Below are 17,365 nucleotides of genomic sequence, written 5' to 3' on the forward strand. Positions count from 1 at the left end.
GGAAGACGATGTCGGCAGTTAATGTAAAAGTCACCGCCGGAGGCAAGGAGCTGACACCTGCACTGCGAGTGGTGGCGGTGGAAGCGTCCTGGCAGTGCCATGAAATCCCCCGCGCCACTCTGCTGGTGGCCGATGGCAACACCGCCACCGGTGAATGGGAGTATTCCCCGAAAGCGGAACTGGCGCCGGGCAAAGAAGTGGAAATCAAAGCCAGTTTTGTCAGTGATAAAGCCAGCGAAGTCACCCTGTTCAAAGGCCTGATAACCGGTCAATCCCTGAAAGCCTCCACCGCCGGTGCTTTTTTGACCCTGCAATTACACGGTGATTTGATCAAACTGGTGGAGCCCCGGCTCACAAAGGTGTTTCCGGAGAAAAGCAAAGACGGGGACATCATTAAGAAGCTGATCACCGATGGTGGTGCTAAAGCGAAGGCGGTGGCCGCCACCAAAGTACAGCACACTCAGCTGGCGGTGTATGACGAGAGTGCATGGTCGTATATCAAATATCTGACCGAGGCGAATGGGTTGTTGCTGATGCCCGGGCTGGAAGGGGCCACTATTGATGAGCCAGGCAAAATCAAAGGCGAAAATCACAAGCTGAAAATCGACCAGTTCAAGCAGGTCAGTCTTGATCTGGATGATACCAATGCACTGGAGAAAGTCTCCGCTTCTGCCTGGAGCGTCAAAGACCAGAAGACGGAAAGTCCCGCCAAGGGTACGGCCCCGACCAATATTGCCGGTGGTAAGGAAAAACCGGCCACTGCCGCCAAGGCTCTGGGGCGAAAGGAGTGGGCGACGATGGCCGGCAGTATGCTGCAGGCCGGTGAACTCACCAGCTGGAGTACCGCTGAACTGGTGTACCGTGAACTGGATCGCTACCGGGGCAGTCTGTCGCTTCAGGGTATTAAAGCGGTACCCGGTGATACCGTAGAGCTGGAAGACTTTGGTGCCCTGTTCAACGGTAAGTACATGGTGACTGGCGTTACTCACCGGGTGGATAACGATGGCTGGATCACCACGCTTACTATTGGTTTGCCCATTACTCGCACACGCTTTTTCGAAGGCCTGCACAAGCAGGGACCCAGGGTTCGTGGCTTGCTGATCGGTCAGGTTCAGGCCTACAAGGATGACCCCGACGCCCAGTTCCGTTTCCCGGTACTGGTGCCTGCGTTTGGCAGTAAAGACAACATTCTCTGGGCGCGCCTCGGTGCTCCTTATGCAACAGCCGAAGCTGGGTTATTCCTGCCACCAAAACCCAATGACGAAGTGATATTGGGTTGGTGTGATGATGATCCCCGCCAGCCGGTCATTCTTGGCAGTATGCATAACCCCAAGAACAAACCGCCCCTGGAGCATGATAAAAAGCTGGAACAGCGTGGTCTGATCATCACCAAAGATGCCCTGACCCTGTTGTTTGATGAGAAAGAAAAGACAATCAGCCTGACTGCCAGCGACAAAGTCTCCACGGTGCTGTCGGAGAAGGATGGGCAGCTGCTGAGTCAGGACAAGAACACCCTGACACTGAACAAGGAAGTAGTGCTTGAGAGCGACAAGGACGTCACCCTGAAACCGGGGGGCAAGGCTATTCTCAAGGCCGGCGCCGACGTGTCGGTGGAAGCCAGTGGTAACTGCGTCATTAAGGCCGCGAAAACAGAAATTCAATAAGAGAGTTTTTCCATGAGCGACTCCCAGCTGACTGGCCGGGGCTGGCACTTTCCGCCTCGGTTTATTACTCCTGGCACAGGCCCTGAAATGGTGGATGGCGAAGAGGACATTCGTCAGTCGCTGCGTATTCTCATGGGTACAGCCCTGGGTGAGCGCATTATGCGACCCGGGTTTGGTACACCCATCGCTGAATACCAGTTCACCAGCCTCGACTACGACAGCCTCTCCATGCTCAGTGAGCGCATGACCGATGCCATCGACCGGCTGGAACCGCGCATCAACCTGGAACGGGTGGATGTCGATGCCAGTGAAGGTGCGGAGGGTATGCTGAAGATCAGCGTCGCTTATGTGATTCGCTCCACCAACGCCCGTGATAACTATGTTTATCCCTTTTACCTGCAGGAGCAACGTACCTGATGGCTGACTCTGCAATCATTACCGGCGACCAGGTTCAGTTCCTGCCTGCCCAGGGCGCAGCGATGCTGCTGGCGCCAGCCATGATTCCCATTAGCGGCAGTGGAACCATGACCGTGATGGGCAAGCCCGTGTGCCTCGAAGGGGATGAAGCGAATGTACAGATGCCCATTCCCTATATGGCCGGTCCTTACTGCATTCCTGGTATGGGGCTGCTGAAAATTAATGCCCTGGCCGGTGATCAGCTGTCAAAGAAGTTAATGAATGGCAAAAAAGTCATTCTCAAGGGGGCCCAGTTTGATGCGGTAATGGAGGTCACGGCTCCTGCCCAGCAGCCGACCCCGAGTGGGCCAGTGCCTGACGGTACACCGAAGTATTCCGGCAAGGGTCAGTTCATCACCACCAACATGAAATTCATGCCCTCATGAGTACGACACAGAATACCCATCTTCTTGCCTCAGGCACCCGCCAGAATCAGCGCGAGCCAGAACACCTGAACCCTGACAGTTTCTCGGTGGAAGAGCGCAGCACCAGCCAATGGCTGGAGTACCTTCGGGCATTTGCTGCGTGGTTGCGCTTTTATACGCCGAGCGACGTCAATGGCGACTGGCAGAACCTGCTGAATGAACCGGAAGGTCTGGAGCAGTGGCAACGTTGGCTGGAGCAGCAGCCGGGCATCTCCGATGCGGTCAAACAGCGGGCAGCATCCCCTGATCGCGCATTGCTGTTGACCTTTCTGCAGCTGCTCCGACATCCACAGGATCAATTTCGCCGGATTACTGAACGGCATTTGACGTATTACTACCGACAGGTTCTTGGATTTTCTGAGCAACCCGCCCAGGGCGACACCGCTCATTTGGTGCTGACCCTGGAAGAGGGGGCTCAGCTACAGACCCTGCCTGCCGGAACCCTGTTTGATGGGGGTGACGATGCTGAGGGCAATAAACGACTCTATTCGCTCTCGGAAGCCACCGCTATTAACTTCGCTCAGGTGGCCAGTCTTCGAACCCTGGGACTGGACACCCAGAATAACGACACCGGGTTTCTGCGCACTGAGCTTGTCAGTCTGGATCAAGGATTAACCTTTCCTGGAGGGGGTGCCCTGACGTTTGGTGAGGTCAGTGAATACGAGGAAGATCCTGACCAGCGGCAGAGCCGTCCACAGATCGGCCTGGTACTGACATCACCACTGCTCTGGTTATCCGAAGGTGATCGTACGATTACAGTGACCTTTCATCGCAGCCTGAATACCGGTGGCGACTTTCCTGACACCTTGACTGACCTGTTTGATATTGCCCTTAGCACCGCCGATGGCTCGGTAGTGTTGACTTCCGAACAGGTTGCTCTAGCCAGTAGTGGCACGACGGCGACCGTAACGCTATCGCTTGATGCGCTGCTTCCCCCGGTGGCCCCCGTACCGGAGCCGGTTTCGCAGCGGATTACCGCACCGTTTATCCAGCTGACGTTGAAAGCGGATCCGGCCAGCCAGCGTTACTCCCAGTACCAGTTGTTAAAGCAGATCGCGCTGGACCGAGTGCAACTGAGAGTCGAGGTTGACGGGCTGAAACAGGTGCTGATCCGCAATGATCTGGCACCGCTGGATCCGGGTGGCCCGATGGAACTGTTTGGCTCCCAGCCGCGCATTGGCTCCAACTTCCAGTTCACCCATGGGGAGCTGGCGGTTAAGCCGTTGTCGTCATTATCGGTGGAGATTGACTGGGCCAACCAGCCGGACGATATTCAAGATTACTTTTCAGCCTACAGTGAATACCTCACAGGCGATAAGGGAAGCTGGCCGGAGCCTCAGGTCAGCCTCGGCTCACCCTGGGGAAACACCAGTAACTCAAGCTTATATGGCGATAGTCCGGGTTCAGTCATCCAGCGTACCGTGGCAGGTGATAGCAACCTGTATCCGGCTGGTTTGAACTGGACACTTTTTCGCGACCTACCCATCCAGAGCCCCGAGCCCCGAGAGTGGCCATTCTGGTATCAGGTGTCGCTGGAAAATGCGGATTTTGGTCATACGCTTTACAACAAGGTACTGACTTGGGCGGCCACCGAAAACAGTAAGAACCTGATTCGTTATCAGCAGAAGTTGCCTTCTGTGCAGGAGGATAGCGACTACCATAACGATCTAAATAATTACATCTCCCAGGAAGCGGCATATGACGCTTATCTTGAGCAGAAAGCGCTCTGGGAGTCTGTTCGGAATATAGTCTGGTATCGGGTAGTTTCTGCAGAGAATTCGGGGACTGGCCGGACGGCCCAGCTGTACACCAGTTCTGGCTCTTCACTTCACGGTGGTGGGGCATATACCTTTTATGTGTCGTCTTTAAATCCATCCAGTAATCAATGGACACACTTTGAATATGACATGACGGGAAGCAGTTATACGTCGGCGCAACAAATGGCCAATGATCTTGCGGGTATTCCCTTCGGACATCCCGTCCTAATTTTCAGCGGTACTGAATCGGATCACCATTCTGGTAACGGTGGGTCTGGCACTGAAAACAACCGGGGGCTGTCTGACCTTGTCACTCAGGTGGAAATCTGTGGTGGCAGCAAGGCGCAGTTTGTTGAAAGTTCTGGTTCGGAGCATGGCGCCTATATGTTGATTGGCCGCAAAGGGCTAGGTACCGGCAATGGTTATGAAGAAAACCGGGGAAGTCATAATAGTAGCGCCTATATTGACCATATTATCGTGCTCAACGAGGACGGCGACCGGTTCCTGACGCCATCAGAAAGCCAGGCGCTCTATAACAGCAGAAATACACCGGAGCCAACACCAGTTGCTGCCCCCGGATCGATACCCAGCCAATTGTCAGAGCCGAACTACAACCCCATTGAGGTTAACCCGCCTCTGGTGCCGTTGAGTGACCACTTCAGTATCCGCTATTCGGCAGAAACTGAACTGACCGTCGAGAATGCCAAAGGCGACAACGACCGATTGTTAATGCACCTGCACCCCATCGGTACCCAGGTGGTGTCCAGCAGTGAAAAACTGGGGGTGTCCAGTGAGCATCCGTTTATTCCCTCTCTGGATAAGTCCGGCTACCTCTACATCGGGCTGGACAATACACCCGACACCGGAGAGGTTGCGATGCTCTTCGATATTGCCGCGGTGGACAGTCCGGAAGGGCTGGCTGGTGCCACGGTACGCTGGGATTACCTGACCGAAAATGGCTGGGTACGGTTCAGTACTGACCGTCAGCAGGATGATATTCCCCGGGCAATGGTGTTGGGTGATGGCACCAACGGGCTGATCAATACCGGTATTATTCGTTTCCAGCTGCTGGCGGATATGCGTCGCAGCGCTGCTTTTGCCGGTGATCACCAGCTCTGGCTGCGGGGATCGTTGGATACCGAGAACAGCAGCATTCCCAGCATCTGGTCACGACTTGGCGGTATCTATACCCAGGCGGTTTCTGTCGTGTTTTCGGAGGATTCCGAAATTACCGGGCAGGCCCTGACACCCCTACATCTGCCGGATCCCTTACCAGCGGCCACCATTGCAGCACTGTACGAAAACAATCCGGCGGTGTCCTCGGTGGCACAACCATTGCCATCCTCCGGTGGTCGGGCGCCGGAAGCATCAGGCAACTTTAATAACCGAGTCAGTGAACGCCTGCGTCATCGGGGACGTGCTATCACGTCCTGGGATTACGAACGCATTGTGCTTGAGCAGTTTCCCGAGCTGTTTATGGCTCGCTGCGTACGTGGAGAGTCTGACGGTGCTGTGGTGATGCAGGTGATTCCCAACACTACGGATCCTGATATTCTCAAACCGAGGGCACCGTTGTTTCTGCAGAATAATATCCGTGATTATTTACAGCCCCTGGTGCCACCCCAGGCACAGGTCACCGTCACAGCACCTCGTTTTCAAGAGGTGCGTTTCAGTATCGCCGTGACCCTCCATGAAGGGTACGACCAGGGCCTGATGATTTACACCCTCAACCAGGAGGTAGTGACACACCTCAGTCCCTGGGTGAATAGTAATCAAAGTGACTTTAAAAACGCCATTGCACTGACGGCCATTGCCCGTTATGTCTCCAGCCGCCCCTATGTAGCCCGAGTGCTGAAAATTACCGCAGAGCGTGAAGAGTGGGATGAAGACAACGAAAGCTTTGTGTTCCGCCCGGTGTCGGGTTCGGTGATTCTGCCCGATGATCAGCTCGGCAATCCAGAAGAAGTGATTCTGGTACCGGCCCGTCTGCACACCATTAATGTTCTGCCGCCAGGCGAAGAGATCTTTGAAGGCGTAGGGCGAATGGAGATCGAGTTCGACTTTGAAGTGGTGTAATACTTAAGGTTCTGGCTCCCATGCTTTGTGAGTGTCGCAGAAGGTAAAGATAGATAAGTATTGAGCCACAAAAGCATGAAGACACAAAAGATGCTCCTTTCTACTTGCTGTCCACAGCGCCGGTAATCTCCAAAAACATGGTGTTGTTATGCCATTGTGGTTCCTTGTTTTGCGATTGGATCAAACAAGAAGACGTACCTTCGTGGTGACAAAAAAGACCTGGCAGCAAAGCACAACCCGACTTTCGGATCCCCTATGACCAATCTTACAGTACCCAACCAGCCCCCGGTGGAGCTGGCACAGGATTTCTACGCCCTGCGCGAAGAGGCCCTGACCACCCTGCAGCGTCTGGCCGGTGACACCTGGACCGACCATAACCTGCACGATCCCGGTATTACACTGCTGGAGACCCTCTGTTATGTGCTCACCGACCTTGGCTACCGCCTTGATTTTCCCATTGAGGATCTGATCGCCAAAGCCAGCGACCATGAGCCAGAAGCCTTTCCCCAGCCTGCGGCCATGCTGGGCTGTCACCCGGTCACTACAGATGACTATCGTCGCCTTGTTCTGGATGTGCCCGGCGTTCGCAATGCCCTGTTGGCTCAGCGCGAACCCGGGCTATGGCACATCCAGGTGATTCCGGACAGCCAGCTGAATGACGAGCAGCAGCGACAACTGGCGCAGCAGGTACGGACTGCTTTTCTGGCACATCGTAACCTGGGTGAAGACCTGCAACAGCTGGAACTGACCGACACTTACGACGCCGTCCTGAAAATAAACATTGATCTGAACAGTCAGGCCGACCCGGTAGAAACCCTGGCACAGATCTACAATAGCCTGGCCAATATCATTGCCCCCCGGGTGCGCTTTTACGCACTGGCGGAACTTGAGCTCGCCGGTCATCAACGGGAAACGCTGAACACCGGCCCCTGGTTGACGCGGGGCTACCTGCTCGACAGTGAGCTTGAACGCCCGGCTCTGGTAGAGCGGATTTTTGTCTCTGATCTGATCAACCAGGTGCTGACCCATGGTGGTGTGAATGAGCTTAATGAGCTGAAAATTGCCAGCACCTCTGAGCCTTCGGAAGCGGATTTTGAAGACTGGGTGTATTCGCCCATCACCGATATGGTGCCAGTGCTGGACATCGAAAGCACCCTCAATTTTCTGACGGTCAGCAAAGAGGGAACGCCTATCAATATTCCCCGGGAACGGTTGATTGAGCGTTTTCTGCAGCTGCGCTTTGGTCAGCAGGACCCTGGACGTGACAGCAGCTGGCACGGTCCTGGCCGTTATCGTCATCCTGGCAACTATCTGAGTCTGCAGCAGGAACTGCCTTCTATTTATGGCGTTGGCCCCCAGGGACTGGCGCCGGGTGAAAGTGCCGAGCGGGTCAGTGACGTGCGTCAGTTGCAGGCTTTTCTGCTGATGTTTGACCAGGTGCTTGGCAACCAGTTTGCGCAGATTGAACACCTGCGCCTGCTGCTGGGGCAGCCCGATGGCGAATGGCTGGATCCTGTCAGTCAGCTGCTGGAAAAAATGCTCAACAGCGCCAATCTCAGTGATGCCGAGCAGAGCCTGTTCTGGCAATCGCTGGACAAGATTCCCCATTCCCACATCACCCAGCCGGTGGACACCATCAACCCGCAGACTGGCCGTGGCCATCAACTGCAGGAACTGCCGGATATTCTCGGGGAGCATCTGGACGATTACTACTCTCCGCCGTTGCAGGCATTGACCGAAGCCCCTTTCAGCCGGGCACAGCTGCAGCGGCTCAGCCGGGCCGGTGATCACCTGCTGGCGCGCAGTCATGAACAGTTGCCGGATGCCGCCCAATTACGTTACGAAGAAATCTTCTGTCACTACAGTCACGACCTGCTTAATCACCGTCATGCCATGTCCGGGCTCAGTGCCGATGAGCTGACCCAGCGTATGGCGTTGCTGAAAGAAGCGGTAGATCGCGCCCTGTTTGTGCGGGAGATCATGATCAGTGGTCAGCGGGGGCAGGGCAGTGACTACTCGGACCCAAGAGTCTGGGGTAGTGGCAATCTGGCGGGCCTGAAGCAGCGGATCTACCGGCGGCTCGGCCTCACCACCCTGACCAGTGACGTGCTGTCGACCAGCAATACCGAAGGTTTTCACCTGGTGGAAGATACCCTGCTGCGGCATGGCATTACGGACCTTGATCCTGAACTGAAATCGAATGTCGTTTATCTGATAGTGCCGAACTGGCCCAGCCGTCTGGCCGATGGCGATTTTCGTCAGCTGTTTCGACGCACGGTGGAGCTGGAGCTACCGGTACACCTGAAACCCAAGTGGCTGGAGCTGGATCGAAAAGCCATGGCGAATTTTGAAAAAGTCTATAACGCCTGGCGCAATGCCCTGGTCAACCTGCCTGATGATTACAGTGACAAACCGCAGGAAGAACAGGATTACCGAACGGCGCGGGCAGTAGCTCTGTCTGCCAACCTCCGAGAATTCCTGATTGCTGAAGGACTGGTAGATATCAGTCAGTGGTCACTGGATCCGGCGGCGATCAATACCGGGGATGCGGTCATTGGTCAGTGGGCCATCGGCTACGAAGCCATTGATATTCTCAACTACAACCCGGACAGCGATTCAGACGATGGCAAGGTCAGCACGGCAACCATTGGCGGCGGCGGCAACCCGATGGTGATTCGCATTGCCCCGGCCAATGATACCGATGGCGGTGATCATTAATACTCTGTCCTGGCGCTCGGTGATCAAACTTGCCATGAGCTAAGAAACACTGGCCAGTTATGGCCCGCCTATTGGCTATATTATAAGAACTCACTTGATGGATGAATTTTGTGGAAGCTTATCATTGCAATACCTCAACCAGAACCTGTGGGCAGAGTCATGGTTACGATTTACGGCAAAGACATCCCCCAAAAGGTCAGTTCAGGCAATTTGACGTCACTGAAATTGAAGTTGGAGAGAATAAATTAAGTGAAGATAGAAATATTGAAGCTGAAAAATCAAGGCCAAAGTTATCAAAATACAGAAGAAGAGCAGCCAATAACAGGGAGCGTGAGCGCATGCAGAAAATAAACAACGCTTTTGATACACTGAGAGAAAAGCTCCCAATACCGCTTCAAGACAAAACTTCAAAAATACAGGTTTTAACTGAGGCAACCTCATATATTAAAACACTCTATGGACAATTAGGGGTTAACCCCGACGCCTCTAACGCTCTTGAACCCACTGAAAATATGAGCTCCTCTATTGCCTCAAAGGCATAGACATACAAACAGAGACACATGGACACATGAGAATGAAGTAATACTTCTCACTACGTCTTTGTGGTGAACAAGACAGGCAAATTATTAGTGGATAATACCTGAATCACATCAGCACGCACTCCTCCGCACCAGAGAAACCAAACCGTAACCCTGAAGACAGCACCCAAACTCAGGTGTTGTCCGTTAATCACTTCTGCGCCGTTTGTATACCAAGACACTGAGACATAAAGAAAGGCTTTTCTTTGCCCCCGTGTCTCTGTGGGTCAAAGGAAAGTGATTCCCGAGCAACCCCTTAAACCGCTCAAACTAAGGACAGGTACCAAATATGGCCAAGCAGACCCGAACCCATCTGACCCAGGAATTCGCCAATAATGAGATGCCGGACGGCGATGATTTTAAAGACCTGATTGAATCCGGCATTAACCAGCAGGACGACAATATCCATGTTGACAGCAGTCAGCAGGTGGGAATCGGTACTGACACGCCAGAAGCGAAGCTACATGTCAGTGGTTCGACAAAGATTGATGGCAGCGCCACCATTACCGGTGACCTGAACGTTGAGAACAGCAATGTCACACTGGGCCAGAAGCTGTCGGCACAGGAAGTCGACGCTGACAGTGGTTCTATCGATACCTTCAACACCACCACGATTACGGCTTCCGGTGCTGCCAGTGCCGATTCCCTGACCGTCAGCAATCATGTTTCAGCTGGCTCTGCAGCCATTACCGATGACCTGAGTGTGGGTGACAAGGTCAGGGCTAACAGTACCGATGCTGACGAAGGCCTGCTGGCGGTGCATCGTCAGGTGGCGGATGGGGTTCGCCCTTCTCTGAGTATCACCGATCAGAATGATGCACTGCAGTTGAAACTGGATGATCGTGGTCGTTTTTCTCTGGGCGTTGATAACGCGGATGCTGCACTGCATGTGCAGTGGAGCCAGAGTGGTAACGCATTGCGCATCGACGACGATGTTAATGACAGCACACCAATGATCGTCGATGAAAGCGGACACACCGGTCTTGGTACCGCAACCCCCCAGGCACAGCTGGATATTGAAACCGGGCAGGGGGAAGTGGCGCTGCGTATTGCCCAGGAATCCGGACAGGCTTGGCTCACAGCTCAGGAATCGGGCGTGGTGATCAACCCGGGTATTACCGCAGAATCCTCTCTGCAGGTGGAGCAGGGGTTAACTACCAGAGCGGCCTCGCCAGAGGCCAATGCGATCCTGGTCGACGGTAAGGGGCAGGTCAAAAGCCACCTTCACGTGGGTATCAATCCACTGGACGGTGTGATGTTCAGTGTCCGTGGCAACACTCAGCTGGCCGGTGATACCACTGTAGACGGCGCTGGTTCGTTTAACAGCACTCTGGGCGTCTCCGGTCTTGCTACTCTGGGCAGCGGTGTGGATGTGACCGGCCATGCTGATATGCATTCCGGCGCTTCCATTGAGAATGGGTTTAATGTCACCAGTGGCGATGCGAAAGTCAGTGAACGGCTGGCCATTGCCGGTGAACCGGATGCGGATACCGAGTTAACTGTCCATGGTCAGGCCAGAGTGGGCAGTACCTTCAGTGCAGATGGCAAAGCTACATTGAGAGATGGGCTACAGGTCACCACTGGTCTGACCGACCTGGATGCGGGGCTGGAAGTCACGGGTGACACTCAGCTAAACCAGTCTCTAACTGTCGGTGTTTCCGGAGATCCGGCGGATACTACCCTCTACGGTGCCCTGAATACTAAAGGTGCCGGCACGCTGGAAAGTACCCTTGAGGTGACGGAAAAGGCGACGTTGAATAATGGTCTGCAGGTGGCCAGTGGTGATACCGATCTTGACGGTAACCTGAATGTGGCGGGCACCACTCAGTTAAACGACACCTTGACGGTGGGTGCCGATCAGGAGCATCACGACACCACCCTATACGGTGCCCTGACTGTTGCTGATGCCACCAACCTGAACAACAGCTTGACGGTAGCCCATGCCACCCAGCTGAATAACACGCTTGATGTTACTCTCCAGACGACACTGAACAGTGGTTTGCAGGTCTCCAGCGGGTTAACCGATCTGGGTGGTAACCTGGACGTGGTAGGCACTACGCAACTGAAGGACCAGTTGAGGGTGGGTACGGAACTTAGCCACAGCAATGCCGATATCCACGGAGCCCTGAGTGTTGATGATGCCGCTACGCTGGGCAGCACGCTCAGCGTTACCGATAAAGCAACCTTGAATAATGGGCTTCATGTCAGTGTCGGCGAGGCAGATCTCGACGGCAATCTCGATGTTGCAGGCACCACGCAGTTGAATGATGCACTGACCCTGGGCGCTAGTGATAGCGACACCAGTGTCCACGCCACGATTTATGGGCAGTTGTCGGTTGATGAAGCGGCCACATTGAGAAACACCCTGAGCGTGACCAGTAAAACCACCCTCAACAATGGCCTGCAGGTCACTGTTGGTGAAACCGACCTCGACGGTAATCTGGATGTAGCCGGTATCACCACGCTGCAGAGCAGTCTGGATGTGACCGGCGCCAGTCAGTTAAACGACAACCTGACCGTTGGCACCGAAGATACACCCGCCAATGCGACAGTGCGCGGAACCCTGATGGTGGATGATCTGGCAACCCTGAATAACGGTTTGCAGGTGACCGTGGGTGACACTGATCTGGACGGTAACCTAGGTGTATTCGGCACCACACAGCTGAAGAATGCGCTCACCGTTGGTACCGCCGATGCACACCGTGATTCGGTGCTCCACGGAGCCTTGACGGTAGACGATGCTACCATTCTTGGCAGTACCCTGGTGGCCGAGGATAAAGCCACGCTGAATAATGGTCTGCAGGTGGCCGCCGGGCTCACCGATCTTGATGGTGATCTGGACGTAGCCGGTGCTTCAACCCTGGGTAATGGCGCCACGGTCACCAACGGTCTGACCGTGGCCAGTGGTGATACCCTGCTGACTGAAAAGCTGGGTGTTACCGGTGAAACCACGTTGATGTCGGATCTTACCGTGGGTGAAGCGCCTGCAGACAATACTGTCACTCCTGCCGGTGCTTCTGTTTATGGCGCAGCAACGTTGCACAGCACACTGAACGTGGCTGACAAAACGACCATGGATAATGGATTGCTGGTCAATACCGGTCGTGCCGACCTGAAAGAAGGCCTGGTGGTCACCGGTGACAGTGTCATGAATGACAACGCTCAGGTCAGTGGCACACTGGCGGTAGGTACGACTCCGGAAGCGGGCAAGGCACTGTCGGTACTGGGTGACAGCTCCATCAATGGTGATGTGAATGTCAGCAAACATGCCACGGTCCATGAAGGCGCCACCATTAACAAGGGCCTGACCGTTACCGGTGATCTGGTGGATGACGATGCCATTCACGCCATGGGACATGTCAAAGTAGACGACAACGCCGTGATTGATGGCACCGTCACTATTGGCAAACAGGTACAGATCCAGAACTCAGACAATAATGAGAAAGCGCTGGAAGTGCTCGGTGTCTCCCATCTGACTGGCAGGACCCAGGTGACCGGTGAACTGGGTGTCAGTGACAACCTCACCGTTGATAAAACCCTGATCGTCAGTAATACCGATGCGGAAGCCACCGCTATTCTGGCGACTGGCGATGTGGACATTACCGGCTCCCTGGACGTCACTGGCTCTGAAAACCTGACCGGTACTCTGACCGTCAACAACAGTTCTGCGGAAGAAACCGCACTGGCAGTCACCGGGAATGCTGTGGTCACTGGCAATGCCTCGGTCAGCGGCGTGCTGGACGTCAGCAACAGTGCCGACGATGAAATGGCACTGTCTGTGACCGGAGATGCCAGTGTTTCCGGGACCATGAGCGTCAGCAACCTTGCCAGCGATGAGCAGGCCCTGATGGTCAGTGGTGCCTCACAGCTGCAGGGTATGGTTGATACCGGCGATACCCTGACAGTCGCTCTGCCAGAGGATAAAGAAGATCGCACGGCCCTGGTCGTTCAGGGTGACACTGACCTCAATGGTCATGCAGCCCTGGCCAGTGGCCTGACCGTCACCGGTGATACCGGTATTACCGGCACCACCACGGTGGCAGGCAATGCCATCGTCAGCGGCACTCTGGCGTCAGGCCCGGCCACGGTGACCGGAGGCGCGACGGTGTCCGGACAGGCGGTGATCGGTGGCGGCGAGGCGGAAGAGAATGCCAGCCTGACCGTACACGGCGATGGCCATATCAAGGGTGACATACGTATTACGGCTTACCTTACGGTGAACGACGATGCCCATATCAAGGGGCAGGTTCAGGTGGATGAAGGCCTGGTGATTACCGTTTCCGACACCACGGAAGACCGGCTCGCGCTGGATATTTCCGGTGATTCAGTGCTGGATGGCGATGTGGAGATCCGCAAGATTGCCAAGGTGGGCGGTTACCTGGACGTGAATGGCGGTGCCGGCATTGAAAACAACCTGAGCGCCGGTTCCCTGAATGTGTCCGGCGCCACCGGTCTGGACAGCACCCTGAATGTCGCGGGTACCAGCACCTTCTCTGGCATTGAGGTGAATCAGGATGCCTTTTTCAACAAAGACCTGACCATTAATAATGGCGGGGTGCTGACCGTTTCCGGTAACAGTCGTGTGATGGGCAGTGAACAGATCGATGGTGGTTTGTCAGTTGCCGGAGAGGCTGTGGCAAACAAACAGCTGAGTGTGACTGGTGACAGTCAGATCAGCGGTGTCTTGTCGGTGGGTGGTGATGCCCTGGCGGACAAAGCACTGACCGTAACTGGGGACACCCATCTGGAAGGTGATCTGAAAGCTACCGGCGAAGTGTCGGTGGATGGCTGGTTCCAGGCGCTGGATGACGTCACTGTGCGCGGAGTTCTGCGGGTTCCGGAAGACAATATCATCGCCTCCAAAGATCTGGAAGTGAAAGAGAACGCTGAGATTGATGGTGTACTGACAGCGGCAGACATCAACGCCAGTGGTCCGGTGAATGTCAGCAATCAGCTCACCGTCACTCATACGGTCAACGACGACAATCCCGATGCCATTGCCTTGCAGGTGGATGGCACCAGCCACATGAATGCTGACCTGCAGGTGGACGGTGACCTGACCCTGAACGGTATTCTGAGAACCGATCAGGGCATGGTGATTGATCCGGCGGATAAAACCGGTACGGCACTGGAAGTGCGCGGCGATATAGGTGTCACGGGTAATCAGACCATCAACGGTCAGGCAGAAGTTGATGGTTTTGCCACCCTCAACGGTGGCCTCTCGGTGGCTGCGCTGGCTACATTTTCTGATGACCTGGTGGTGCAGGATGATCTGGAAGTACAGGGCATCAGCCGTTTGCTCAGTGATGTCACTGCTGATAAAACGCTGACGGTAAATAATACCAGCGGCAGTGAAACTGCCCTGAGTGTAACGGGCGACAGTCTGTTCAGTGGTGATATCACCCTGAATGGTGCACTGAAGACCAGCGCCGGCCTCTCCATTGACCCTTCCAACGACGAAGGTCCTGCACTGGCGGTGCGGGGTGATCTGGAAGTGACCGAAACGCTCTGTGCTCTGGGGCAGTCTGAGTTCCGTGGGTCGGCTCTGTTCAAGTCTGTGATCAGCGTGGATGAAACGGCCTCATTTGCCCGTGATGTGGTGGTGAGCAGAAATCTGGAGGTCGATGGCCACGCTTCGGTCTATGGCGAGTTCACCGCCTATAATGCCCTGCGGGTAAAAGGCACCAGCCAGTTTGATGACGATATCGTTCTGAATGGCACTCTGCGGACCAGTGAGGGCATGGAAATCGCCCCGGTGGATGGCAGTGGCGTGGCGCTTAAGGTCAGTGGCCAGTTGCAGGTGACTGATAATTTCCAGGCGATGGGGCAGGCCAGGGTATTTGGTTTTGCCAATTTTGACTCTGGCATTGACGTCAGTGACAACGCCTCGTTCGGTGGCAGGGTTACCGTTCAGGGTGACCTGGAAGCCTACGACGACACCCGTTTGTTTGGTGATGTGACCGCTAATCGCACACTCACCATCAACAACGGCAACGATGCCTCCTATGCCTTGTCGGTCAACGGCCCGAGCCGGTTTGACAGTGACATTACCCTGAACGGCAGCCTCTATACTAGTGAAGGCCTGAGCGTAGCCGGTTCTGGCAGTCTGTCTCGGGTGATGAGTGTTGCCGGCAATACCTACATGAACGGTAATCTTGAAGCCACTGGTGAGGCACTGTTCGGCAACAGTCTTACGGTCAGTGGTCCATTGCAGGTGAATACCCAGGCGACGGTGCAGGGCAATTTGCAGGTTGGCGACAGCATTACCGTCAGCAATGATGTCATTGTTGGCGACAACCTCACTGTGAATGATCAGCTCAATGTTGGCCGTAATCTGGAGGTCAGCGGTGATGCATCGGTGTCAGGGCAGGGCAGTTTTGACAAGGGTGCAACCCTGTATGCGGACAGCCTGAGCGGGCTGGCACTCAGGGCCAATGGCCGGGTCGAGATCAATGGCACCACGGAAGTGGCCGGTACTGCGAAGTTCACCCAGGGGCTGGATGTGGTCAACAACACCCTGACAGCAGATTCGGTGGATGTACGCGGCAACAGCCGCATTAATCAGGACCTGCAGGTGATCGGAGGCCTGACCTTTGCCAATAACCATCGGGTGACCGGCATTGAGGATGACTATGGCCTGGGTGGTGCCGCCAGTTCCCATGAACGGTTGCCAACCCAGAAAGCGGTGAAGGACTATGTCGACCTGCACGCTTCGCCTTTTGGTTTTGGTGGCCGCACCTTTACCGTGCGTGACCAGGAAACCTTTGAGCAGGTGTTCGGCAGTGGGTCAGAAACCACCATCGCGCCATACACCACTATTCTGTTGATGCCACCGGCGGAGAGCGCCCAACCCAATGCGGTTGTGGTGGGTAATGATCCGGGCATTGCCAGCCCCAATGAGTGGCCGGCAGTCAGTAGCTATGTGCTGAAAAACAGTGTACGCCTTAGCAATGGTGTGAGCATTATCGGCTTCAATGTCAGAACTACCATTGTCGTTAAAGAACGGGCAGAACACCGCTTCATCATTGAAGGCAGTTCAGCGGCGGATACTACCTACGGTGTTCACTGTGAAGGCTGGACCTTTAATGGCGGGGCTCTTGAATTTCAGGGCAACGGAGGGGCTTTCCACCTGACCCACGCAGAAAACTGTGTGCTCAACTGTGCGATGGTCGGTCACTTTGTCAGCGGTCATGGTGGTGCAATCTTCGCCAGCAATGCCAGCCGGATCCGTGCTGAACATATCCGTGCCTGCCGGGCCAATGGCAGCAACAGTGCCGGTGGCGGTGTCTATGGCCTGCACGACTCAGTGATCCGTGTTGATGGCTGCTCCTCTGATCTATACGGCGGCGGTGCTGCCTACTGCACCGAAAGCCGGATCATTGTCATGAACTGCAGTGCTGAATACGGTGGTGGTGTGTACCGGTGTGATATGTGCCGGGTACATGCTCGGGACTGTGCCGCCAGCCAGCGTGGTGGTGGTGCCTGCTTCTCCAGCGATATGGTGTGCGAAGGCTACTGGACTGGCAACACCGGGCTGGACGGCTATAAGCACATCTTCGCCAGCAACTACAGCAACATCGAGAGTGACCGTGAGGAGCACTTCTGGCGTGGTGATTATGTAGGCTCCAGGCTTACATTCTCTTCCAGCGAATGGCGTAGCAGCAACCTCTGATTTTCTTAATACCAATGCT

7 protein-coding genes are annotated in these 17,365 nt (G+C 55.0%); all 7 read left to right on the forward strand.

Features of this window, described 5'->3' with window-relative positions; translation table 11 throughout:
• The first annotated feature begins 8 nt into the window (after nucleotides 1-8).
• The 7 genes from GV64_RS10520 (at nucleotide 9) to GV64_RS10550 (ending at nucleotide 17,346) form a co-directional block, all read left to right on the forward strand.
• Nucleotides 9-1,664, forward strand: a complete 1,656-nt coding sequence (locus GV64_RS10520) for a phage baseplate assembly protein V (RefSeq protein ID WP_020582782.1) — start codon at nucleotides 9-11, stop codon at nucleotides 1,662-1,664.
• 12 nt (nucleotides 1,665-1,676) lie between these two features.
• Nucleotides 1,677-2,081 carry a GPW/gp25 family protein gene (locus GV64_RS10525; protein WP_020582783.1) on the forward strand — a complete coding sequence of 135 codons (405 nt, stop codon included), beginning with the start codon at nucleotides 1,677-1,679 and terminating at the stop codon, nucleotides 2,079-2,081.
• The gene (locus GV64_RS10530) at nucleotides 2,081-2,506 is read left to right on the forward strand and encodes a hypothetical protein (RefSeq protein WP_020582784.1); all 426 of its coding nucleotides are present in this window, start codon (nucleotides 2,081-2,083) and stop codon (nucleotides 2,504-2,506) included. Before GV64_RS10525 ends, GV64_RS10530 begins: the two co-directional genes overlap by 1 nt.
• Nucleotides 2,503-6,378: a baseplate J/gp47 family protein gene (locus GV64_RS10535; RefSeq protein WP_020582785.1), complete on the forward strand. Its 3,876-nt coding sequence runs from the start codon at nucleotides 2,503-2,505 to the stop codon at nucleotides 6,376-6,378. Before GV64_RS10530 ends, GV64_RS10535 begins: the two co-directional genes overlap by 4 nt.
• A 255-nt stretch (nucleotides 6,379-6,633) precedes the next feature.
• Complete coding sequence (locus tag GV64_RS10540; RefSeq protein WP_020582786.1) at nucleotides 6,634-9,096, forward strand: hypothetical protein; 2,463 nt, start codon at nucleotides 6,634-6,636, stop codon at nucleotides 9,094-9,096.
• A 110-nt stretch (nucleotides 9,097-9,206) separates the two neighbouring features.
• Nucleotides 9,207-9,638, forward strand: a complete 432-nt coding sequence (locus GV64_RS10545; RefSeq protein ID WP_157237014.1) for a helix-loop-helix domain-containing protein — start codon at nucleotides 9,207-9,209, stop codon at nucleotides 9,636-9,638.
• Between the two features lie 325 nt (nucleotides 9,639-9,963).
• Nucleotides 9,964-17,346, forward strand: a complete 7,383-nt coding sequence (locus GV64_RS10550) for a beta strand repeat-containing protein (protein WP_020582788.1) — start codon at nucleotides 9,964-9,966, stop codon at nucleotides 17,344-17,346.
• Nucleotides 17,347-17,365 lie beyond the last annotated feature (19 nt).

Origin of the sequence: Endozoicomonas elysicola, from assembly GCF_000710775.1 — a bacterium.
In the GTDB taxonomy this organism is placed as follows: domain Bacteria; phylum Pseudomonadota; class Gammaproteobacteria; order Pseudomonadales; family Endozoicomonadaceae; genus Endozoicomonas; species Endozoicomonas elysicola.

Bases quoted from the DNA above. Each gene is read 5' to 3' on its own strand.
- GV64_RS10550 (WP_020582788.1), top strand. From the start codon at position 9,964: ATGGCCAAGCAGACCCGAACCCATCTGACCCAGGAATTCGCCAATAAT.
- GV64_RS10525 (WP_020582783.1), top strand. From the start codon at position 1,677: ATGAGCGACTCCCAGCTGACTGGCCGGGGCTGGCACTTTCCGCCTCGG.
- GV64_RS10540 (WP_020582786.1), top strand. From the start codon at position 6,634: ATGACCAATCTTACAGTACCCAACCAGCCCCCGGTGGAGCTGGCACAG.
- GV64_RS10535 (WP_020582785.1), top strand. From the start codon at position 2,503: ATGAGTACGACACAGAATACCCATCTTCTTGCCTCAGGCACCCGCCAG.
- GV64_RS10520 (WP_020582782.1), top strand. From the start codon at position 9: ATGTCGGCAGTTAATGTAAAAGTCACCGCCGGAGGCAAGGAGCTGACA.
- GV64_RS10530 (WP_020582784.1), top strand. From the start codon at position 2,081: ATGGCTGACTCTGCAATCATTACCGGCGACCAGGTTCAGTTCCTGCCT.